Origin of the sequence: Pseudomonas sp. I3-I5 (genome assembly GCF_022699445.1) — a bacterium.
Taxonomy (GTDB): domain Bacteria; phylum Pseudomonadota; class Gammaproteobacteria; order Pseudomonadales; family Pseudomonadaceae; genus Aquipseudomonas; species Aquipseudomonas fulva.
Genome location: NZ_CP093940.1, coordinates 1,000,477 through 1,022,315, shown reverse-complemented (window position 1 = coordinate 1,022,315; position 21,839 = coordinate 1,000,477). Strand labels below are relative to the sequence as shown.

The window sequence follows — 21,839 nt, the reverse complement described above, 5'->3', positions numbered from 1 at the left end:
AATCTTAAAACCGTCACCCGCGGTTTCCTGGCCGTACCCCGGCCAGCGAAATGCAAATCAGGTTTTTAGGAGCGCTGTAATGCCTGAGATCTACCATTTCTTCCAACAACTGGTTAATGGATTGACCATCGGCAGCACCTATGCCTTGATCGCCATCGGCTACACGATGGTGTACGGCATCATTGGCATGATCAACTTCGCCCATGGCGAGGTCTACATGATCGGCTCGTACGTGGCGTTCATCGCCCTGGCGGGTCTGGCCATGATGGGTATTCATTCGCTGCCGATCCTGATGACCGTTGCCTTCGTCGCGACCATTTTCGTGACCAGTGCCTATGGCTACAGCATCGAACGGGTTGCCTACCGACCACTGCGCAACAGTAACCGGCTGATTCCGCTGATTTCTGCCATCGGCATGTCGATCTTCCTGCAGAACACCGTGCTGTTGTCCCAAGACTCCAAGGACAAGTCCATTCCCAACCTGATTCCGGGCAGCTTCTCGTTCGGACCAGGCGGCGCAGAAGAAGTCCTGGTGTCCTACATGCAAGTGCTGGTGTTCGTGGTGACACTCGTGGCCATGACCCTGCTGACCCTGTTCATCTCCCGTTCGCGACTGGGCCGCGCGTGTCGCGCCTGCGCCGAGGACATCAAGATGGCCAACCTGCTGGGCATCAACACCAACAACATCATCGCCCTCACCTTCGTCATCGGCGCTGCCCTGGCGGCCGTCGCGGCCGTGCTGCTGAGCATGCAATACGGGGTCATCAACCCCAATGCCGGTTTCCTGGTAGGCCTGAAGGCGTTTACCGCCGCAGTGCTGGGGGGTATCGGCAGCATTCCGGGCGCCATGCTCGGTGGGCTGGTGCTGGGTGTGGCCGAAGCGTTCGGCGCCGACATCTTCGGTGATCAGTACAAGGACGTCGTGGCATTCGGCTTGTTGGTTCTCGTCCTGTTGTTCCGGCCGACCGGCATTCTGGGCCGCCCGGAGGTTGAAAAAGTATGAACAAGAATCTCAAACCGGCGTTTTTCAGCGCCTTGCTGGTCTGGGCCGTGGCCTTCCCGGTGCTGGGCCTGAAACTGAGCATCGACGGCATCAGCCTGGTGGTGCATAGCCAGGGCTCGTTCACCATCAGCATCATCGCCGTGTGCTCGGTGCTGATGTTCCTGCGCGTGCTGTTCGACCGGCAGTGGAGCTCGGTGATGGGCCGACGCTCGGACCGCAAGCTGATTCCACCTGCGCTGAGCAACTACCTGACCCTTCCCAAAACCCAGCGCTGGGTGATTCTGGGGCTGGTCGTGGTAGCCCTGATCTGGCCGTTCTTCGGCTCGCGCGGCGCTGTCGACATCGCCACCCTGATCCTGATCTATGTGTTGCTCGGCCTTGGCCTGAACATCGTGGTCGGCCTGGCCGGGTTGCTGGACCTGGGTTATGTGGGCTTCTACGCCGTGGGCGCTTACAGCTACGCCATGCTCTCGCACTACCTGGGGTGGAGTTTCTGGGTCTGCCTGCCGATTGCCGGCCTGATGGCCGCCACCTTCGGCTTCCTGCTCGGTTTCCCGGTGTTGCGCCTGCGCGGCGACTACCTGGCGATCGTGACGCTGGGCTTCGGCGAGATCATTCGCCTGTTCCTGCGTAACCTCACCGACTGGACCGGTGGCCCTAACGGCATCAGCAACATTCCCAAGCCCGAATTCTTCGGCCTTACCTTCGAACGCCGCGCCGCCGAAGGCATGCAGACCTTCCACGAGTATTTTGGCCTGCCTTACAACTCGATCAACAAGGTCATCTTCCTGTACCTGGTTGCACTGTTGCTGGCACTGCTTGCGCTGTTCGTGATCAACCGCCTGTTGCGCATGCCCATCGGCCGTGCCTGGGAAGCGTTGCGTGAAGACGAGATCGCCTGCCGCGCCCTGGGCCTGAACCCGACCGTGATCAAGCTCTCGGCCTTCACCCTGGGTGCCTGCTTCGCAGGGTTTGCCGGCAGCTTCTTTGCCGCTCGCCAAGGGTTGGTCACGCCGGAATCGTTCACGTTCATCGAGTCGGCCATCATCCTGGCCATCGTGGTGCTCGGCGGCATGGGCTCTCAGTTGGGCGTGATCCTCGCTGCCATTGTCATGATCCTGCTGCCTGAGCTGATGCGCGAATTCAGTGAATACCGGATGCTCATGTTCGGTGCGCTGATGGTGCTGATGATGATCTGGCGTCCGCAAGGTCTGCTGCCAATGCAACGTCCCCACATGGAGCTGCGTCGATGAGCCGCGAAATTCTGCAAGTCAGCGGCCTTAGCATGCGCTTCGGCGGCTTGTTGGCGGTCAACGGCGTGGGCCTGACCGTCAAGGAAAAACAAGTGGTGGCGCTGATCGGTCCGAACGGCGCCGGCAAGACCACGGTGTTCAACTGCCTGACCGGTTTCTACCGGCCCAGCGGCGGCACCATCCTGCTCGATGGCGAACCCATCCAAGGGCTGGCCGGCCATCAGATCGCGCGCAAAGGGGTGGTACGCACCTTCCAGAACGTGCGCCTGTTCAAGGAAATGACAGCGCTCGAGAACCTGCTGATCGCCCAGCACCGGCACTTGAACACCAACTTCTTCGCGGGGCTGTTCAAGACCCCAGGGTTCCGCCGCAGTGAAAAGGAAGCCATGGAGCGGGCGCAGTACTGGCTGGACAAGGTCAACCTGACCGAGTTCGCCAACCGCACTGCCGGCACCCTCGCCTACGGCCAACAACGTCGCCTGGAAATCGCTCGCTGCATGATGACCCGCCCGCGGATCATCATGCTCGACGAGCCGGCTGCGGGGTTGAACCCGAAAGAGACCGAGGACCTGAAGGCATTGATTGCCTATCTGCGTGAATCGCACAACGTGACCGTGCTGCTGATCGAGCATGACATGAAGCTGGTGATGAGCATTTCCGATCACATCGTGGTCATCAACCAGGGCACACCCCTGGCCCACGGTACGCCCCAGGAAATCCGCGACAATCCTGAAGTGATCAAAGCCTACCTGGGGGAAGCGTAAATGCTGAAGTTCGAGAACGTTTCCACTTTCTACGGCAAGATCCAGGCGCTGCACAGCGTCAACGTGGAGATCAACCAGGGAGAAATCGTCACCCTGATCGGCGCCAACGGCGCCGGCAAATCCACCTTGCTCATGACCCTGTGCGGTTCACCCCAAGCCCACAGCGGCAGCATCAAGTACCTGGGCGAGGAACTGGTCGGTCAGCCTTCGTCGCACATCATGCGCAAGAGCATTGCCGTGGTGCCGGAAGGCCGCCGGGTGTTCGCCCGGCTGACCGTCGAGGAGAACCTGGCCATGGGCGGGTTCTTCACCGACAAGGGTGACTATCAGGCGCAGTTGGACAAAGTGCTGCAGCTGTTCCCGCGCCTGAAGGAGCGGTATGCCCAGCGTGGCGGCACCATGTCCGGGGGCGAGCAGCAGATGCTGGCCATCGGGCGTGCCCTGATGAGCAAACCCAAGTTGCTGCTGCTCGACGAGCCCTCCCTGGGCCTGGCACCGATCATCATCCAGCAGATCTTCGACATCATCGAACAACTGCGCCGTGATGGCGTGACGGTGTTCCTGGTAGAGCAGAATGCCAACCAGGCGCTGAAGATCGCCGACCGGGCCTATGTGCTGGAGAATGGCCATGTGGTGATGCAGGGTACGGGCGAGGGGCTGCTGACCGATCCAAAAGTGCGTGACGCCTACCTGGGCGGTTGATGCCAGCGGGGCCTGCAGGGGCCCCGTTGTCTTGAAGACGCTACGCTTGCACCCCGCTTCACGATCAAACAGGGCAGGCTGCATGCAGGTGACAGCCGTCTATTTCTCTTCGCCGGGCTTGTATTGCCCCTGCCCGCCTCAGTAACGTGACGGCCTCTCGAACACCGGAGCCCGTCATGCGCCTGACCCCTTCCCTGCTACTGACCGCCTTGTTGCCCCTGTTCGCGGGCTGCCAGCTGCTGGCCGAAAAACCCGTCGACCCTGATATCGGCAGCACTCGCATGCAAGGCCAGGTTCACGCTGCCGGTGGGCAGTTGCTGTTCAAGCCCTGCAACGAACCCCGCAGCTTCGTCATCAACGATGCCGCCGCCACGGGCATCCTGCAGGAAGCGGCGAACCTTGCAACCGGGGCCAACGACACCCTGTTCGCCGACGTGCGTGGCCGACTTACAGGCAGCAAGCAGGCCAGCACCGATGGACAGCTGGACCTGCGCCGCCTGTACCGCCTGGAGCACGCCAGCAACGGGTGCATCGACCCCAATTTCAAGCAGCTTACCCTGCGCGCCGGTGGCCACAAGCCCGATTGGGACGTCAAGGCCAACAGCCGGGGCATGGTGCTCAACCGTGCTGATCAGCCCCCGCTTGCCCTGCCCTTTCTGGAGGAGCAGGTGCCCGGTGGCGGCTTGACCCTGACCAGCGAAGCCAACGGGCAGCGCGTCGAACTCTGGCTGGCGCCACAGCGCTGCATGGACCCGGCCACGGGCGCGTTCAACCACTTGCGCGCAGAACTGCGCATCGATGGCACGACCCTTCAAGGTTGCGGTTATTACGGTGGCGCGCGCGATGACTGATGACCGGGCGGCTTAATCCTGCCAGTCGAGGCGGCTAAAGCTTTATACTTGGCGGTTTGTGTTAAGCCGCCGGCCGCCCATGGCCGGGATAATGGACCCTGCCATGCTACGAATCACCGAACTCAAGCTGCCCCTGGACCATCCCGATGAAGCACTGCGCGAGGCCATCGTCCAGCGCTTGGGCATCCGCGACGAGCAGCTGATCAGCTTCAACCTGTTCAAGCGCAGCTACGATGCGCGCAAGAAGAACACCGAACTGCTATTCATCTACACCATCGACCTGCATGCCAGCAACGAAGAAGAGCTGCTGCGCAAGTTTGCCGACGACCATAATGTCGTGCCCGCGCCGGACGTTACCTACAAGTACGTCGCCCAAGCCCCTGAAGGCCTGGACGCACGACCAATCGTGGTGGGTCTGGGCCCGTGCGGGATTTTCGCCGGCTTGCTGCTGGCGCAGATGGGCTTCAAGCCGATCATCCTCGAGCGCGGCAAGGAAGTGCGCCAGCGTACCAAGGACACCTGGGGCCTGTGGCGCAAAAGTGTGCTCAACCCCGAGTCCAACGTGCAGTTCGGCGAAGGCGGCGCTGGGACATTCTCAGACGGCAAGCTGTACAGCCAGATCAAGGACCCGCAGCATCACGGCCGCAAGGTGTTGGAAGAGTTCGTCAAGGCCGGTGCGCCTGACGAGATCTTGTACATCAACAAGCCGCACATCGGCACCTTCCGCCTCACCGGCATGGTTGAGCAGATGCGCCAGGAAATGATCGCCCTGGGGGCCGAGGTTCGTTTCGAACAAAAGGTCACCGACCTGCTGATCGAAGAAGGCCAGATTCAAGGCGTAGTGCTTGAAAGTGGCGAGCAACTGCTTTCACGGCATGTGGTTCTGGCATTGGGCCATAGTGCCCGGGACACCTTCCGCATGCTGCACGCGCAGGGTGTGTACATGGAAGCCAAACCGTTTTCCGTCGGTTTCCGCATCGAGCATCCGCAATCGCTCATCGACAAGGCGCGCCTGGGCAAATATGCAGGCCACCCCAAACTGGGTGCGGCGGACTACAAGCTGGTGCACCACGCCAAGAACGGGCGGTCGGTCTACAGCTTCTGCATGTGCCCTGGCGGAACGGTAGTGGCCGCCACCAGTGAACCGGGCCGCGTCGTCACCAATGGCATGAGCCAGTACTCACGCAACGAACGCAACGCCAACTCCGGCATCGTCGTCGGCATCGACCCGGAACGGGACTATCCCGGTGGCCCGCTGGCGGGCATCGAGTTGCAGGAACGCCTGGAAGCGCACGCCTACGTCATGGGCGGGAGCAACTACCAGGCGCCGGCTCAGCTGGTGGGCGATTTCGTGGCTGGCAAGCCTTCGACCGCGCTGGGCAGTGTCGAGCCGTCCTACAAGCCTGGCGTGACCCTGGGGGACCTGGCGCCAAGCCTGCCGGCCTTCGCCATCGAGGCGATACGCGAGGCCCTGCCCGCCTTCGATCGGCAGATCAAGGGCTACAACCTGCATGACGCGGTGTTGACCGGGATCGAGACACGCACCTCCTCGCCGCTGCGCATCACGCGGGGTGAGGACTTCCAGAGCCTGAACGTGAAGGGCCTGTTCCCTGCCGGCGAAGGGGCTGGCTATGCAGGCGGCATTCTGTCTGCAGGGGTTGATGGCATTCGGGTTGCCGAAGCGGTGGCCAAGGCCATGCTAGCCCAGTAACAAGCCTTGAATTGCCGGTACAAAAAAAACCCGACCAGGCCAGAAGCCTGATCGGGTTTTTTCAGGGCTGCGATCAGTGCGAGACGCGGCTGGTACCATCGACCGTCATGATGCGCACGCGGTCGCCCACCCGGAAAATCTCGTTTTCCTGCACGGACTGCACATAGGCACGCATGCTGCCATCGTCTTCGCGCACCGTGATCTCCACACCCTGGGTACGGGTGATACCCTCTTCGGCGGCCGAACCGGCCAAGCCACCGGCAACGGCACCAATCACGGCAGCGACGATGCTGCCACGCCCGCCGCCAACGGCGCTGCCCGCCAAGCCACCTACCACGGCACCGGCGCCTCCGCCAATCGGCGTCTTGGTGCCTTCGATCTTCACAGGGCGCAGCGATTCGATGGTGCCCATGCGCACGGTTTGCACACGGCGGGCCTCATCGCGCGAATAGCTGTCGCCGCTCAAGTTTGACGCACAGCCACCGAGTAGCAACGTGGTGGCTGTGAAGGTCGCAACCAGCAAAGCGGATTTACGCATGGGTAGAATCTCCATAAGTCAGGTATTCATTAGACGCTGCACATTGACGGCTGTCACGGTACTCACTGCATAAAATTGCTTTCATTCAGCCAGCGTACAGCCAACGCGATCAGGCAGGGCGCTTACCGATCAGACCAAGGATAACCATGGATTACTTCATCGTCGTGGTCGCCACCCTCGCAGGGTTGGGGTTTCACGCCTGGCTCTACATGCTCATGCGGCAGTGGATGGACCGCGACCTGGCGCTGTCACTGGCAGGTGGCGACCCGCACATGCAGGCGTACATGCTGCAGCGGTTGCAGCATGCGCGTCAGTTGAAGATGGGGCGCAAGGCACGGGTTCAGTGGCTTGCGCAGGAGGCGGCGGCGTATTCGCGCTGAGCGCCAGGGCGAATGGGGCTATCTGGTAGCCCCGCCTATCAAGGCGCCAGGCGCTCGCGGTGCCAGCCTTGGGCCGCCTTGCGGTAATTCAGGCGGTCATGCAGGCGACTGGCGCGTCCTTGCCAGAACTCGATGCGCTCTGGCAGCAGGCGGTAGCCACCCCAATGCTCGGGGCAGTGAGGCTGCGTGTCGGAGAAACGCGCCTCGGTCGCCTTGACCAGGGCTTCGAGCGCCTCGCGCCCAGCGATCACCTGGCTCTGGGGCGATGCCCAGGCGCCCAGGCGGCTGCCCAACGGCCTGACCTGGTAGTAATCGTCGGACTCCTTGGCCGAGACCTTCTCGACACGGCCCTCGATACGCACTTGCCGCTCGAGCGCCGGCCAGAAAAAGGTCATGGCGGCGAACGGGTTAACCTGCAGTTGCCTACCCTTGGCGCTGTCATAGTTGGTGAAGAACGTGAAGCCCTGCTCATCCAGCCCCTTGAGCAACAGCACACGGCAGTGCGGTCGCCCATCGGCATCGACCGTGGCCAGGGTCATGGCGTTGGCTTCCACCGGCGCCTGCTCTGTTTTCACGGCATCGCCGAACCATTGGTGAAACAAAGCGAACGGCTCGGCCGGAGCCTGAGCTTCGGCCAGGCCGTCCCGGGTGTAATCGCGGCGCATATCGGCCAGGGATTGGGTCATTACTGCGTTCCTTGACGATCAGTTGGTCTTCGCAGGGCTGTTGGAGGCTACCTTCTTGTCAGTGGCAGCTTTCTTGGCGACAGGCTTGGCGGTCGCCGCTTTCTTGGTCGCCGTCTTGGCCGGGGTCTTGGCTTTGGCGGCAGGTTTCTTGGCAGCGGTTTTGACGGCTGGCTTGGCTGCAGCCTTGCTTGGCTGGGCTTTGGCGGCTGGAGCCTTGGACACAGGCGCCTTGGCATCCTGCACGGCCACCATGGTGGCTGGCGACGGCGTTGGTGTGGCCTGTTGATACTTGCTCAGCAGCGCGACCATGGTGTTCTGTGGGGTCAGCAGCATTTCCACGCGGCGGTTCAGCGCACGGCCTTCGGCACTGTCATTGGCGGCGCGAGGCATCACCGAGCCCATGCCCTTGAGGATCAGGCGGTCACGTTGCAACCCGCTCAGGCGGAAAATGGCCGACACCGAGGCAGCACGCTCAAGGCTCAGCTTCTGGTTGGCAGCCACCACGCCGCTGGTGTCGGCGTGGCCCAGGACCAGTACGGCCGTCTTGGGGTCGCCTTCTACCGTCTTGGCCACGCGGGTGATAGGGCCCAGGGTGACGGGCAACAACATGTTCGGACGGTCAGGGTTGTACGCACCGTCCACTGGCAAGGTGACTGCCAGCACGTTGTCGCGCCGCTCGAGCTCCAGCTTGCTGTCCTTGATGGCCTCGCGCAGCTTGGGCTCGTACTCGTCCAACCAGGCCTGGGTGGCCTGCTGGTCGATCTTCGGCACCACCGGCCCTTGGGCCTGCTTCTGCTCACCGCCAAATGGCCACCACCAGCGGCTGGTGCTTTCGGATTTGGCGTCGGCCTTGGCGACCTTTTCCGTGACTGCTGCCTTCACTTCCTGTTCGGCGACCTTGTCCGAGCCGAATGGCCACCAGCTTGAACTGGCGCTCTTGGCAGAACCCTCGGGATGGCTGGCGCAGCCGGTGACAGCGGTCAGGCACAGGGCGAGTGCTAAGGTTTTATGTGAAGACATCAGCGATACACCATGAATTAGAAAGGAATTTTGCCCACACTCTTGAGGCGTCGGCATTGAGGATAGTCAAAGAGGCTGGGCAATACCCGCACTAACCGATCAAAGGCATTGCCCAAGCACGCGCACCAGTTTCTGGGCACGAGGGTCCATCAGCACATAGGGCCCCAAGGTATTGACGACAAAGCCAAAAGCCACATCTCGCTCCGGATCGGCAAATCCGACCGAGCCCCCGGCACCGGGGTGACCGAATGCGCGAGCGCCCAGGCCGAAGGTGGCATTGGCCACATCGGGCTGGTCGAGCATGCACCCTAGGCCGAAGCGCGTCTGGGTCAGCAAGGTCCGGTCCTGGCCCAGGCTGTGTTGGCGGGTGAACGCCTCCAGCAGGTCCGACTCCAGCAAGCTGCCATCGAGCAGGCCTGCATAGAACCCAGCCAGGCTCCGGGCATTGCCATGGCCATTGGCAGCAGGTTGTTGCATGCGCCGCCATTCCGGTTTATTGGTACTGGTCAGAATGGCGGGCGGGTTGGTAAACGCCCTTGTGGACAATGCCTCGGGCTCGCGCAGCGTGACCTGCAGCAAGCGCTGGGCAGCGGCGTCACCGGGGTTGCCTTTGCCACGCGCGATATGGGCTACCCGATAGAACTCCTCGTCGGCCAGCCCGACATGGAAGTCCAGCCCCAGCGGCCGCGCCGTACGCGCCACGATCGAGTCGCCTGGGCCGCGCCCATCGGCGCGACGAATCAACTCGCCGATCAGCCAGCCAAAGGTGATGGCGGCGTAGCCGTGCTCGCTGCCCGGTGTCCACCACGGCGTTTGCGCGGCCAGGGCATCGACCATTGCCTGCCAGTCGTAGAGGGCCTCGGCCGGCAGCAATTCGCGAATCGCAGGCAGCCCGGCACGGTGGCTAAGCAGTTGCCTCAGCGTGATGGCCTCTTTGCCCGCCCGACCGAACTCAGGCCAGTAACGCGCTACCGGGGCATCGAGTTCAAGTTTGCCCTCGCCCACCAACTGCAAGGCGGTGACGGCGGCAAAGGGCTTGGTGCAGGAAAACAGATTGGCGATGGTATCGCTGTGCCATGGCTGCTGGCCATCCTTGTCGGCGGTGCCCGCCCACAGGTCCACTACCGTTTCACCACCCACCTGGATGCACAGCGCAGCCCCGCGTTCCTGGGGATCATCGAACAGCGCCGCGAAGGCCTCGCGCACTGCTTCGAATTTCAGCTCGAAATGACCCTGAATCTGCACCCTGTGTTCTCCATGCGGCATGTTGGCAAAAGGGCCTGCATTGTTTCAGTAGTTCGGCCTTTTGCCTACAGGCGCGCATCGCACGTCACGGCGACGCGGGTGCTTGGCTGTGAGTGCGCAACTGGTCCAATGCCTCCAGATTGCTCTTGCGCACGGCCTGGACGAAGCCTGGGTAAGCCACGTCGGTGATGGCAACCAACCCCAGGTGCCCGTTCTCTGCGTCCAGCAAACGGCCGCTGGCAGGCTGATCGAGGTACTGGAACCAATGGGCGCCAACGATCATGGGCTGGGCGAGCGCCGCCTTGAGGAAAGTGCCATAGGCAGGCCCGCGGTCTTCCTCGCGCGCGACCTCCACCGGCCCCGGCCAGAAAGGCCCGCGATCGCGCGAGCCGAACTGGAACTCGGACACCAGCACCGGCTTGTCCAGCTCTGCCAGGCGCGCGAAGTCATAGCCATCCTGAGGCTTGAGGGTATAGAAGTTGAAGCTGAGCACATCGCAGAACTCGGCGCAGGCCTTGACCGCTTCGGGTGTACTCACGGCAAACCGACCGCCCAGCAAGAGGTGGTTGGGGGCATGCCACTTGAGCGAGTCGGAGAGGGTCTTGAAATAGGTCTGGGCGAACACCTGCTGGAAATACTGGTAGTCACGCTCGATTTCCGGGTGTTCCGCGCTGGGCAGTGGCGCCTCGAAACCAGGGTCTTCCATCAGCTCCCAGGCCGCCAGTTCGATGCCCCAGGCCTTGGACAAGCCCTCCTGGTTTCGGTACTTGTCACGCAACTGCTTGAGGAAAGCGCGCTTGGCCGGTACGTCGGTGGTCAGGCGCAAGGTGCCGTAGGCCAGCCCATAGCGCGCCTTCGGGTCATCGCCCGGGGCCGCCCAGGCCAGCTCGTTGTCGGCAAAGTAACCGATGAGCCAAGGGTCATCGCGGTGATCGCGGGCGGCGATGGCCACGGCCCGCTCGGTGGCCATGGCAAAGCGTGGGTCGAAGGGATCGGGCATCCGGCCCCACCAATCCATGCCGGTGCTGATGCTCGCGTAATCGCCCACGATGGACAGCGGCAAGGTATAGGGCACGCGCTGCTGCTCGACCAGGGCCGCATCGCTCCAGTTGCCCAGTGTATTGAAGCCCCAGGCCTGCAGCCGGTCGAGCGTATGGCGCTGCCAGCGGGCGCTGTCCAACTTGGCGGGCGGGCAATTGACCGGCTGCGCTGACGCCTGCGGGTCGGCCACCTGGCAAGGGGCTGCGTGGGTGCGTTCGAGATTGGCGGCGTAGAAGTCGAACCAGCGCCCCTTCTTGAAGGCGCGCCCCTGGGACGAGGCATTGCCATCCTCGTTGTTGCCCTCGCCATAGAAGGCGGACAAGGGCTCGCCTTGTTGCGGCAGCGCCTTGAACATGGCCTCGCGACCCGCCACATAGGTGCGCCCGCCATCTGCGGCCACGGCATTGACGCCCAGGGAGTAGAACGGGTGGCCCAGCGGCGTGACCAGGTACCAGCGCCCCTCACGTTTTTCGGTGCGAAAGAACCCGGTCGCCTCGAAGGGCGTGCCCGCTGTCACGCCGCCATAGGTATCCAGTGGCTGCTTTTCACGCTCGGCCAGCCACCCCTTGATCTGCTGCTGTTCGCGCCCGGCGCTCGCCTTGAGTTGCTCGTCGCTGGTCACTTTCTCAGGCCACGTGCCGCGCGTGGACTGCCCGTAGGCATCGATGAGTTCGTGGTAGGCCGCTTGCCATGCCTGGTCGTCATCCTGGATGCCCATGCGTTCGATCAGCAGGCTTTGGGCTGCCTTGGGGGCAGGGATGCTCAGGCTGACCGCAGCGACCTGTGCAAGGTCCACCGCGCCCGTGCTGCTGCCGAGCAGCACGCGCTGGCCGCTAAAGCTCCACGGCATGGGCGGGCCCGCACGCAGCCCTTCCTGCAGGGGCGAACGCGCCGTCAACGGCACCATCACCGTTTGCGCAGGCCCTGCCGGCAAGTCGATGCGGCTGATCAATGTACGGCCGTCATTGCCCTGCACCGTCACATCCAAGGTCAGCGCCCAGGCCATCGCGTTCTGCAGACGCAGGGTCAGGTAGCGGCCGGAAGACCAGTCCCAAGTGCCGCTCTGTGGGCTCATGCGCAAGGTCGGACGCTCGGCAGCGTTGAACACCACGCGTCGCAACACCTCGCCCTGAGCGGTCTGCTCGGCGTTGTACTGGGGCATGCCGGCGTCCACGGTTTCGACATTGACCACTGAGGCCGGGCGCACGAAGCTGAACAACGTCTGCTGCCCCGCCAGCAACGGCGGGCTCAACAGCAAAGCGATGACAGCGGGCAAGGTACGGCGAACCATAGGGCGGAGTCTCTCCTTCAGGGCCCTCATGGCCCACGACTGAGGTTGGACAACGTGCCGGCGCAAGCGCTCCGGCCGTCAGGAAATCTCCCGCCGAAATGGCGGCAGCGCATTGAGGATAGCCTTGCCGTAGCGCTGGGTGACCAGGCGCCGGTCCAGCAAGGTGATGACACCGCGGTCCTGCTCGGTGCGCAACAGTCGGCCACACGCCTGGATCAGGCGCAACGAGGCATCGGGTACGGCAATTTCCATGAACGGATTGCCGCCTCGCGCTTCGATCCATTCTGCCAAGGCGGCCTCGACGGGGTCGTCAGGCACGGCGAACGGGATCTTGGCGATGACCACATGCTCGCAATAGGCCCCCGGCAAGTCGACGCCCTCGGCGAAGCTGGCCAGGCCGAAAAGCACGCTGTGCTGGCCGTCGTCGACGCGGGCCTTGTGCTTGTTCAGGGTTTCCTGCTTGGACAGGTTGCCCTGGATCAGCACCAGCTTGCGCCAGTCCCGGTCCAGGCCATCGAACACATCCTGCATCTGCTTGCGTGACGAGAACAACACCAGCGCACCACGGGCATCCTCGACGATGCCCGGCAGCTCGCGGATGATGGCCGCGGTGTGGCCAGCGGCGTCACGGGGGTCAGCCTTGAGGTCCGGTACCCGCAGCAGGCCTGCATCACCGTGCACGAACGGGCTGGGCACCACGCAGGAAACTGCATCGCGGGGCAATCCCGAGCGCATGCGAAAGCGGTCGAACTTGCCCAGCGCGGTCAGGGTCGCCGAGGTGACCAAGGCGCCGTGTGCCACGTTCCACAAGCTGCGCCGCAGCATCTCGGCCGCCAAAATGGGGCTGGCATTGACCTCGATATCGAACAGGGCCCCGCTCTCGGCCAAGGTAAGCCAGCGGGCCATGGGCGGGCTGTCCTCGGGGTCTTCGGCGGTGAACGCCGTCCACAACTCCCAGTTGCCCTGGGCACGGGTCTGCAGGCTACCGAACAGCGGGTACCACTCCTCGGCCTGGTGGCTGGCTATGCCAATGCTGACCTCGCCGCCCATGCCTTCCTTGAGCAGGTCGGTCAGGCGGGTGAACACATCGTTCAGGCGGGCGAAGCCTTTTTTCAGCTCGACGCCAACCTCGCGGATTTCATCGGGCACCACGCCACCTGGAAAACGATAGCGAGGGCGTTCTCGGCCTTCGTTGTCCTCGCCTGGACGAAAATCGGCCACCTGCTCGCACAGCGTGAACATGAACTGCTGTTGGGTGCGGATTTCGCGGGCAAGCTCAGGGACCTGTTCGATCAGCTTGCCCAGGTCACCCGGCAGGGGGTGCTGGGCCAGCAGCTTGGTCAGGTTCTTGGCGGTCTGCTCGAGCCAGTCGGCCGTCGAACGCAGCCGTGAATAATGAGCGAAGTGGCCGATGGCCTTGTCTGGCAGGTGATGCCCTTCGTCGAACACGTACATGGTGTCGCGGGGGGCCGGGAGCACCGCACCGCCGCCCAGCGCCAGGTCGGCCAGCACCATGTCGTGGTTGGTGACGATCACGTCTACCTTGCCCATGCCTTCACGGGCCTTGTAGAACACGCACTGCTGGAAGTTGGGGCAGTGGCGGCCGGTGCACTGGCTGTGGTCGGTGGTCAGCCGTGCCCAGTCCTCGTCTTCGAGGCTCTCTGGCCAACTGTCGCGATCACCGTCCCAGCGGTTGCCGGCCAGCTTTTCGATCATGCTGTTGAACAGCTTCAGGCTGCGCTCGTCCACGTCGATGCGAAAGCCTTCTTCCTCCAGCAGCTGCGCCTGGGACGTCTGGGCATGACCTTCCTGGACCAGGATGTCGAGCTTGGACAGGCACAGGTAGCGGCCCCGTCCCTTGGCCAGGGCAAAGCTGAAATTCAGCCCGCTGTTGCGCATCAGGTCAGGCAGGTCCTTGAAGACGATCTGCTCCTGCAGCGCCACGGTCGCGGTGGCGATGACCAGGCGCTTGCCTGCCGCCTTGGCCGCCGGAATGGCCGCCAGGCTGTAGGCGACCGTCTTGCCGGTACCGGTGCCCGCCTCCACCGCCACGACGGCGGGCTCGCCGGCACGGCGGCCTTCGTCGTCGCAGGGAATATCCCCGAGGACCTTGGCCACCTCGGCGATCATCAGGCGCTGGCCGTAACGCGGCTTGAGGCTCTTGGCTTCGAGAAATCGCGTGTAGGCGCCCTGGATGGTGGCTTTGAGTTCAGTGCTGATCATGGTGTGCAGGCGCCCGGAGGGCTGGATATATTTTCAGTATCGCGCATAGGGCGGCTATCATACCCCGCTCACGCTGTTTATGCCGCATGGAGATCCGGATGACTGCCTTTGCCCTGCCCTACACCCTGCACGTTCTGGCCGCCCTGGTGTGGGTGGGTGGCATGTTCTTCGCCTGGATGGTGCTGCGCCCGGCAACGGGTGCAGCGCTGGACGGGCCTGCCAGGCTGCGGTTGTGGGTGGAAGTTTTCCGACGCTTCTTCGGCTGGGTCTGGGTGGCCGTGGCGATTCTGGCGATAAGCGGCGTGGGCATGATTCACCTGCGCTTCAATGGCTTCGAAACCGCGCCGCGGTATGTCCAGGTGATGATCGGGGGCGGTATCGTCATGTTCGCCCTGTTCATGCGCATCCAGGCGTTGCTGCTGCCAGAAATGAAAACGGCGGTCCAGGCCGAGGACTGGCCAGGCGCGGCGGCCGTGCTGGGGCGCATCCGCCGGATGGTGGGGGTGAACCTGCTGCTGGGCCTGGCCGTGGTCGCCGTGGCCAGTGCCCGCCTGATGTTCTGAGCGTACCCGCAGCGATCAGAGTCGCTGCAGGATCAGCTCGCCGGCAGCCCCGGCAAGGCCTGGCTGACCGGGTTGCCCGGCGCGGCCACTGTTGCCCGGCGAGGTGCGGTAGACCAGGCAACCCTTGCTCGCACCGCCCTTGCCCGCCTGGCCTGCTGCCCCAGGCTTGCCCGGCGCGCCACCGTCCAGGCGCACCCTGATGCGCTCGGCCGGGAAGGCCTCGGGCACGCTCAGGCGGATTCGACCACCCGGTGCACCGTCGTGGCCATTGCCGCCATCATCCCCATTGAAGCCACGGCTGGCACGGCCCCAGGTGCAACCACCGGCCTGGCCGTTGGCACCATCGAGCCCGGCGAACCCTGGCGCACCCGCGCCGCCGCGGGCGTCGATGGACAGTTGTTCGCCCTGCACCTGGGCAAGCTTGAGGTCGAGCCCGCGCCCTGAACGCGCGGCATGTTCATAAGTCCCAGGCGCGCCCGGCGCACTGAACTCACTGCCTTCACCCAGGCTGGCACTGGCCGCTTCGATCAGGAGCGGGGTATCGGCCGGCGCCACGGCGATACGCGCATCACGGCCCAGCTCCAGCCGATCGACCGTCAGCGAGGCGAGCGTGGCGGGAAGCAGCAAGGTGGCATCGTCCGCCACCCTGAGCTGCTCCAGATGCACCTCGGCCGACTTGGTCGGCAAGCGCAGCATGGAATTGGCGGGTACTTCGAGGTTCTGTGCCTGCGCAAGCGGCGCAGCCAACAGGGCGAACAACATCAGATTACGCATTTCGTGGCGCCTCTTGCGCGCGGGGGATGGACATGATGTGGAAAATGCCCGTCAACAGGATCTGCAGACGGTCGAACCAGCGATGGCTACGGCCGCGCAGACTGGCATTGAAAAACAGCATTTCGAGCAAATGCAGCAGCACCAGCAACAGGCCCGTGGCGTTGATCAACAGGTTCAGCGGCACAGGTTGCGGCACCATCTGGTTGTACAGCACTACACCCCAGAAGACTATGGTCAGGAGCTTGCCCAGGCTCAAGATGAATTTCATGCTCTGCCCCACCGTATGGCGTACTGCCGGGATGGCCAACGCGACCATTTCACATTAACCGCTCGGTCGGGACTCACGCCAGCGCACACTGCGCTTGGCAATGTATGGGCACCGGCCATTACCGTCTATGGCGTTTGCGAAGCGCCCGCGCCGATACGCTGGGCGGGCGCTGCTGCTTCAGCGCTGGATCTTGATCTCCGTACGACGGTTCATGGCACGCCCCTCGGCGGTGGCGTTGTCAGCCACAGGTTGGGATTCGCCAGCCCCGACCACGGACACGAAGCTGTTGCGCGGGATGCCGCTTTCGACCAGATAGTCGGTGACCGAGTGGGCACGGCGCTCGGAAAGTTTCTGGTTGTAGCTGTCGGCGCCCACGCTGTCGGTGTGGCCGCTCACGCTCAGGCGGGCCGACGGCGCTTCCTGCTTCAGGCGCGTGGCGATGGTATTGAGGCGCTGCTTGTCGGCGGCGGTCAGCCGTGCAGAGTCGAATTCGAAATGCACATCGCGGATCACGATCACCTCTTCTTTCTCGACCACCACTTGCTCGACGACCACAGCTTCGACTTGCGGTGCAGGCGGCGGGCAACCGTTGGCATCGACCTGTACGCCGCGCGGCGTCCCTGGGCACTTGTCGCGGCTGTCGGGTACGCCATCGCCGTCTTCGTCGCCATCACCATGGGCCCAGCAATACCCCCCTGCAAGGCCGCCCCCGAGCAGTGCGCCCCAACCTGCCCAGCTCGAGCTTTCGATTGCGCCCAGCGCTGCGCCGCCCACACCGCCGACCGCCGCACACTTGGGCCAGTCGGTTTTTTGCAAACCCGCGCAACCAGTCAACACACTGGTGAGCAGAACCAGAGGTACAGCTGTGCGTACTATGCTCATCTCATCGCCTCTTTTGGGGGGATCGGCATCGTGGCCGATCAGGGCAGTAAAGACGCTGCTTGCACAGCCTGCCAGCCATTTGCCATGACCGGATGCCACGGCCCTATGCCGACAGGCTCTGGCCCGATAGTCTTGGCTGATCTTGATGAGGACTGGCAATGACCGACGGTTTTTCCCAACGCACACCGCAGCAGGCGCTTGCCGCCTTGCTCGAGCGCGTGTCCCCGCAACGCCTGTTGCTGGTGGGCACGCGGTTCCCGGCACTTGACGCCTTCCTGCAGGCTCACCCACAAGCGAGCCTGGCGTGCGCGCCGCCGGGCCCGCTGCCGGCTGAACTGGCAGCCCAGCGCTTCGACCTGGCGCTTCTGGTCGATTGCCTGGAACACCTGCCCAAGCGCAACGGGTTGGAACTGCTGGGTGGCATTCGCAATCTCAACGCCAGTCGAGTCGCAGTGCTGGCCGACCTGGCCGCCTGCGGCTGGCAAGACACGGACTTCTTCGCCCTGGCCCTGTCGGCCAGTGAGAAGTTTCAACGCGACCAGCAGGTGCTGAGCCTGTTCACCTATGATCTACATGACTACAAGCAGGTCCCTGACTGGCTGAATGCGCGGTTCTGGGCCAACCCTGAAAACTTCGGCAAATACTGGTGGTGATGATGAGTGTTTCGGTCTGTCCATGCGGCAGTGGCAACGTGCTCGACGCCTGCTGCGGGCATTACCACGCCGGCACGCCTGCACCGGACGCCCAAGCCCTGATGCGCTCACGCTACAGCGCCTATGTGCTGGGGCTGATCGATTACCTGGTGGCGACCACCTTGCCAGCCCAACAGGCCGGCCTTGATCGCGCCGCCATGGCCGCCTGGAGTGCCCAGAGCACCTGGCTGGGCCTGGAAGTGGAAGACGCCGAGCTGATCGGTGGCCAGCCTGAACACGGCTTCGTCACCTTCACTGCCCGCTGGCACGACCAGGACGGTGATCACCAGCACCGCGAGCGCTCAGCCTTCGTGCAGCACGATGGCCGCTGGTACTTCATCGACCCCACCGTTGGCCTGAACGCCACGCGCAACGATCCCTGCCCTTGCCAAAGCGGGCAGAAATTCAAGAAATGCTGCGCCAGCTATGTGGGTGGCTGAGCATGATGACCCGCCTGCGTGTCCTGCTGCCTGCCTTGTTGGTGATGCTCCTGGCCGGCTGCGTCAGCTGGGGTGGTGAGCCATGGCGGCAACCGGAGATCCACCTGGTCAGGGTGGAAACGGTCAAGGCCCGCCTGCTGCAACAGGAATTCGTGCTCCACGTGCGGGTGGAAAACCCCAACGACAGCCGCCTGTTCATCCGCAACCTGTCCTATGCCCTGCGGTTGAACGATGTGCTGCTGGCAGAAGACGAAGCCAGCCTGTGGCGCAGTGTTGGCGGGCACGACCAGCGCACCTTCAAGATCACCGCCCGAACCAACCTGTGGCAGCGCCTCAAGCCCTTGGCCAAGATGCTCAAGAGCCACCAGCCTTTGAAGTACACGCTCAAGGCCGAACTGGGCACCGGCCTGTTGATCCATCGGAACCTGCACTTGTTGCGCGGTGGTGAGATAATGCCCGGCGATCATTACCTGGAGTAACCCTGCAATGTCCCAACAGCCTCACGTTCACGGCCCTGACTGCGACCACGACCACGATCATCACCATGATCACGGCCACGTCCACGGGCCGCACTGCAACCACGGTCACCAGGAGCCGGTGCGCAACGCCCTCAAGGATGTTGGCCGCAACGACCCGTGCCCCTGCGGCAGCGAAAAGAAATTCAAGAAGTGCCACGGCGCCTGATAGCCGTCCCGCCGTTTGACAGCACCGCGCCTGTCCGTTAGCGCGGGCGCGGTGCGGTCTGCAGCCCGGGCGCCGAGGTGCCTGGCTTGGCTGGCAACCGAAGCGCGGTGGCCAGCAACAGCCCCAGGCACAGCACCATGCATAGACCGTTGGTGCCCGTCCAGCCTGCGGTGTCCAGCAACAAGGATGGCGTAAAGGCGCCGAGGGTGGCACACACCGCGATGGCCAGGTCATTCTTGCCCTGCAGGCGCATCGCCCCCGGGCTATCTTGCAATGCCTGCGCCAGCAGCGCCCCCCCGCCCACGTAGGTCAGGTTCCAGCCCAGGCCCAGGGCTATCAGTGCCGCCGTCATCACGGCATAACTGCTAGACCCCATGTTCAAGGCCGTGCTCACCACGAACAGGCCCAACCCGGCACAGATCGTCACCTTGATGCCCAACCGTTGAATGATGCTGCCAGTGAAGAACGAAGGCGCAAACATCGCCACGACATGCCACTGGATGGCCATGCGCACGTCGGAGAAGTCCTGGTGCATACCTTTCATGTGCAGCGAAGCCTGGATCATCAACAGGTTCATGATGCCGTACCCCAGCGCTGCCACGCTCATCGCCATCACCAGCACCCTGCGTGACGCAAGCTGCCCTACCTCGCACGCTCGCAGGTCCTGCTGCGGGCGATTGACCGGTTTCTCTTTAGGCAAGCAAAGGGCTATCAACCACGACACGAGCGCCAGGCCGACAAAGGCGGCGTAGCACAGCGAGAACAGCGGATACCCACCCACATCCCTGAGCCAACCGGTCAAGGCCGGCCCCACCACTGCCGCGATCACTCCGCCTGCCACCACCAGTGAGAGCGCCCGCGCTTTGAGGTGTTGCGTCAGGTTGTCGGTAGCGGCAAACCGGTTGAAGTTGGCGAACGCGATATACACCCCCAATGCGCAGTGGCTGAGTATCAGGGCAACAAAGTGCTGGTGCTGCACGGCCAGGAACCCGCTGACGCCGGACAGGGCCAAGGGTAGAGCACCCAGCATGAACGCGCGCCGACGACCGATGCGCCCCATCAGCCACGACACCGGGTAGGTCGCCAGCATCACGCAGAGAAACTGAAACCCGTAGGGCACCGTTGACCACGCAGGATCGGGCGCCAGAGCAGCACCGACCAGGGCCGCCATGGTCACGGACATCACAGCCGTGGTGAGGTTGACCGACTGCGCAATGAAATACAGGTAGGTGCGTGCTGGCAGGGTTTCGGTCATGGCGTGCTCGCTGATGATGCAGGAATGGAATGCGCCGAAGCTTCTCACTGATCGGCCGAGCACGGGCGAACAGTCGACGCGGTTTCCAGCTAACTGTTAGGCTGTTTTTTCTAACACTGGCGGACCCGTCGATGCGTGCTGACACTCTGCTTCATCAACTCCGGCAGCGTCTGGCTGCCAGCGAATGGCTGCCAGGGCAACGCATGCCGTCGATTCGCAAGCTCACGGCCAGCACGGGTGCGACCTACCACGAGGTCGTGTCCAGCTATGGGCGCCTGGTCAGCGAAGGGCTGTTGACGGCCGTGCCAGGGCGTGGCTATTTCGTGGCCGGCACCGCTCGGCCGCCAGCCAGAGACGAGGCACCTGGGCATATGGCCGGGGACGCGCTGTTCAAACTGCTGCAAGGCGGCCAGCACTACACCAAGCTCGGCTGCGGTTGGCTGCCCCCTGCCTGGCGCGACACCGAGCTGCTGGCCAAGGCTGTGCGTCGCACGGCGCGCCTGGAACAAAGCTCGCTGGCCGATTACGGCGACATCCAGGGTTACCTGCCCATGCGCAAGCAGCTGTGCGTGCACCTGCGGCGCATGACCCAGATCGATGTAGGTCCACAGCAATTACTCAGCACATTGGGCGCCACCCAGGCCCTGGACCTGGTGGCCCGTCTGCTGATCGCCCCTGGCGACCACGTGTTCGTCGACGAGCCCTGCAACGGTAACCTGATCAAGCTGATCCAGCTGGCCGGCGGGCACGTGATCGGCATCCGTCGGCTGCAAGACGGCCCGGACCTTGAGGACATGCAGCGGCACCTGGTCCAGCACAAGGTCAAGGCATTCTTCTGCAACAGCACATTCCACAACCCCACCGGCAGCAACGTCAGCCCGCACAACGCCTTCGGCGTGCTGAGACTGGCGATCGAACACGGCTTCTACATCGTCGAAGACGATGTCTATGGCGACTTCAGCCCGGGTGTACGCCAGACCTTCGCCGGCTTGGACAACCTGCAGCAGGTCATCTATATCGGCAGTTTCTCCAAATGCCTGTCCGCCTCGCTACGCGTGGGCTACATCGCTTGCCCGGCTGCACTGGTCGAACCGCTCATGCGCCTGAAACTGCTCACCTGCGTGGCGGTGCCTGCGTTCTGCGAGCGCTTCGTCAACACCATCCTCACCGACGGCACCTACGCCAGGCACATGAGCGATCTGCAGCAACGCCTGATTCGACAGCAGGTTCAGACCCAGCGCACGCTGACAGACCGCGGTTGGCGCTTCGATATCACGCCCCAAGGCGGCATGTTTCTGTGGGTCCATCACCCCGATATCGCCGACCTGCATCCGTTCGTGCGCCAACTCGAACAGCACGATGTGCTGCTCATGCCTGGCGAATCCTTTGCGATCACACGTAACTATGTGCAGTACACCCGCATCAACTGCACGCACTTTTCCGACGCCATGGCTGAGCATTTCGAGGTTTGACCCACTGCAAGGCGCGCTTGGGTACCCCAGCGTCATGGCCACGGATTGGCAAATTGCCGACAGAGTCCTGCCACTCATCCACCGCTGGGGCAGTGTGCCGA

23 protein-coding genes are annotated in these 21,839 nt (G+C 63.4%); 13 read left to right on the top strand and 10 right to left on the bottom strand.

The window, feature by feature from the left end; all coding sequences use genetic code 11:
- The first annotated feature begins 79 nt into the window (after positions 1-79).
- The 6 genes from livH (at position 80) to MOP87_RS04520 (ending at position 6,284) form a co-directional block, all read left to right on the top strand.
- Entirely contained in the window at positions 80-1,003 is a 924-nt protein-coding gene (gene livH, locus MOP87_RS04545; protein ID WP_023535272.1) for a high-affinity branched-chain amino acid ABC transporter permease LivH, read from the top strand.
- Positions 1,000-2,256: a high-affinity branched-chain amino acid ABC transporter permease LivM gene (locus tag MOP87_RS04540; RefSeq protein WP_023535261.1), complete on the top strand. Its 1,257-nt coding sequence runs from the start codon at positions 1,000-1,002 to the stop codon at positions 2,254-2,256. The genes livH and MOP87_RS04540 overlap by 4 nt, the downstream gene beginning before the upstream one ends.
- Complete coding sequence (gene livG, locus MOP87_RS04535; protein WP_023535212.1) at positions 2,253-3,020, top strand: high-affinity branched-chain amino acid ABC transporter ATP-binding protein LivG; 768 nt, start codon at positions 2,253-2,255, stop codon at positions 3,018-3,020. The genes MOP87_RS04540 and livG overlap by 4 nt, the downstream gene beginning before the upstream one ends.
- Positions 3,021-3,722 carry an ABC transporter ATP-binding protein gene (locus tag MOP87_RS04530; RefSeq protein ID WP_023535231.1) on the top strand — a complete coding sequence of 234 codons (702 nt, stop codon included), beginning with the start codon at positions 3,021-3,023 and terminating at the stop codon, positions 3,720-3,722.
- A gap of 176 nt (positions 3,723-3,898) precedes the next feature.
- Positions 3,899-4,573 carry a hypothetical protein gene (locus MOP87_RS04525; RefSeq protein ID WP_059183269.1) on the top strand — a complete coding sequence of 225 codons (675 nt, stop codon included), beginning with the start codon at positions 3,899-3,901 and terminating at the stop codon, positions 4,571-4,573.
- Between the two features lie 103 nt (positions 4,574-4,676).
- Positions 4,677-6,284: an NAD(P)/FAD-dependent oxidoreductase gene (locus MOP87_RS04520; RefSeq protein WP_242810169.1), complete on the top strand. Its 1,608-nt coding sequence runs from the start codon at positions 4,677-4,679 to the stop codon at positions 6,282-6,284.
- 73 nt (positions 6,285-6,357) lie between these two features.
- On the opposite strand, the gene MOP87_RS04515 is transcribed toward MOP87_RS04520, so the two are convergent.
- Positions 6,358-6,822 carry a glycine zipper 2TM domain-containing protein gene (locus MOP87_RS04515; protein ID WP_027915318.1) on the bottom strand — a complete coding sequence of 155 codons (465 nt, stop codon included), beginning with the start codon at positions 6,820-6,822 and terminating at the stop codon, positions 6,358-6,360.
- A gap of 146 nt (positions 6,823-6,968) precedes the next feature.
- On the opposite strand from MOP87_RS04515, the gene MOP87_RS04510 reads away from it, so the two are divergent.
- Positions 6,969-7,202, top strand: coding sequence for a hypothetical protein (locus MOP87_RS04510; RefSeq protein WP_027915319.1), 234 nt, complete (start codon positions 6,969-6,971; stop codon positions 7,200-7,202).
- Between the two features lie 38 nt (positions 7,203-7,240).
- Here the strand turns inward: MOP87_RS04510 and pdxH are convergent, their stop codons facing one another.
- The 5 genes from pdxH to dinG all read right to left on the bottom strand — a co-directional run bounded on the left by pdxH (position 7,241) and on the right by dinG (position 14,708).
- A complete protein-coding gene (gene pdxH, locus MOP87_RS04505) occupies positions 7,241-7,888 on the bottom strand; it encodes a pyridoxamine 5'-phosphate oxidase (protein ID WP_027915320.1) in 648 nt (215 codons plus the stop codon).
- 18 nt (positions 7,889-7,906) lie between these two features.
- Positions 7,907-8,908: an OmpA family protein gene (locus MOP87_RS04500; protein WP_027915321.1), complete on the bottom strand. Its 1,002-nt coding sequence runs from the start codon at positions 8,906-8,908 to the stop codon at positions 7,907-7,909.
- 99 nt (positions 8,909-9,007) lie between these two features.
- On the bottom strand, positions 9,008-10,153 hold the full coding sequence (locus MOP87_RS04495) for an EstA family serine hydrolase (RefSeq protein ID WP_028687599.1): 1,146 nt from the start codon (positions 10,151-10,153) through the stop codon (positions 9,008-9,010).
- Positions 10,154-10,238: 85 nt separating this feature from the next.
- Positions 10,239-12,485, bottom strand: coding sequence for a beta-galactosidase (locus MOP87_RS04490; RefSeq protein WP_242810168.1), 2,247 nt, complete (start codon positions 12,483-12,485; stop codon positions 10,239-10,241).
- Between the two features lie 78 nt (positions 12,486-12,563).
- A complete protein-coding gene (gene dinG / locus MOP87_RS04485; RefSeq protein ID WP_027915324.1) occupies positions 12,564-14,708 on the bottom strand; it encodes an ATP-dependent DNA helicase DinG in 2,145 nt (714 codons plus the stop codon).
- A 98-nt stretch (positions 14,709-14,806) separates the two neighbouring features.
- Between dinG and MOP87_RS04480 the strand changes: the two genes are divergently transcribed.
- On the top strand, positions 14,807-15,271 hold the full coding sequence (locus MOP87_RS04480; RefSeq protein WP_059183274.1) for a CopD family protein: 465 nt from the start codon (positions 14,807-14,809) through the stop codon (positions 15,269-15,271).
- A 15-nt stretch (positions 15,272-15,286) separates the two neighbouring features.
- On the opposite strand, the gene MOP87_RS04475 is transcribed toward MOP87_RS04480, so the two are convergent.
- The 3 genes from MOP87_RS04475 to MOP87_RS04465 form a co-directional block, all read right to left on the bottom strand.
- Positions 15,287-16,045, bottom strand: coding sequence for a collagen-like protein (locus MOP87_RS04475; protein ID WP_242810167.1), 759 nt, complete (start codon positions 16,043-16,045; stop codon positions 15,287-15,289).
- Positions 16,038-16,313, bottom strand: coding sequence for a DUF1145 domain-containing protein (locus MOP87_RS04470; protein WP_027915327.1), 276 nt, complete (start codon positions 16,311-16,313; stop codon positions 16,038-16,040). The genes MOP87_RS04475 and MOP87_RS04470 overlap by 8 nt, the downstream gene beginning before the upstream one ends.
- 177 nt (positions 16,314-16,490) lie before the next feature.
- Positions 16,491-17,195 carry an OmpA family protein gene (locus MOP87_RS04465; RefSeq protein WP_242810166.1) on the bottom strand — a complete coding sequence of 235 codons (705 nt, stop codon included), beginning with the start codon at positions 17,193-17,195 and terminating at the stop codon, positions 16,491-16,493.
- Between the two features lie 158 nt (positions 17,196-17,353).
- On the opposite strand from MOP87_RS04465, the gene MOP87_RS04460 reads away from it, so the two are divergent.
- From MOP87_RS04460 to MOP87_RS04445, 4 genes are read left to right on the top strand one after another with little or no spacing between them, the layout of a single operon-like run.
- The gene (locus MOP87_RS04460; protein WP_027915329.1) at positions 17,354-17,848 is read left to right on the top strand and encodes a DUF6231 family protein; all 495 of its coding nucleotides are present in this window, start codon (positions 17,354-17,356) and stop codon (positions 17,846-17,848) included.
- Positions 17,849-17,850: 2 nt separating this feature from the next.
- Positions 17,851-18,327 carry a YchJ family protein gene (locus MOP87_RS04455; protein WP_242810165.1) on the top strand — a complete coding sequence of 159 codons (477 nt, stop codon included), beginning with the start codon at positions 17,851-17,853 and terminating at the stop codon, positions 18,325-18,327.
- Positions 18,328-18,329: 2 nt separating this feature from the next.
- Entirely contained in the window at positions 18,330-18,806 is a 477-nt protein-coding gene (locus tag MOP87_RS04450) for an LEA type 2 family protein (protein WP_027915331.1), read from the top strand.
- Between the two features lie 7 nt (positions 18,807-18,813).
- On the top strand, positions 18,814-19,011 hold the full coding sequence (locus MOP87_RS04445) for an SEC-C metal-binding domain-containing protein (RefSeq protein ID WP_023535239.1): 198 nt from the start codon (positions 18,814-18,816) through the stop codon (positions 19,009-19,011).
- A gap of 37 nt (positions 19,012-19,048) precedes the next feature.
- Here the strand turns inward: MOP87_RS04445 and MOP87_RS04440 are convergent, their stop codons facing one another.
- Positions 19,049-20,266 carry an MFS transporter gene (locus MOP87_RS04440; protein ID WP_028687597.1) on the bottom strand — a complete coding sequence of 406 codons (1,218 nt, stop codon included), beginning with the start codon at positions 20,264-20,266 and terminating at the stop codon, positions 19,049-19,051.
- Positions 20,267-20,397: 131 nt separating this feature from the next.
- Between MOP87_RS04440 and MOP87_RS04435 the strand changes: the two genes are divergently transcribed.
- Positions 20,398-21,738 carry a PLP-dependent aminotransferase family protein gene (locus tag MOP87_RS04435; RefSeq protein WP_028687596.1) on the top strand — a complete coding sequence of 447 codons (1,341 nt, stop codon included), beginning with the start codon at positions 20,398-20,400 and terminating at the stop codon, positions 21,736-21,738.
- The last annotated feature ends 101 nt before the right edge of the window (positions 21,739-21,839 follow it).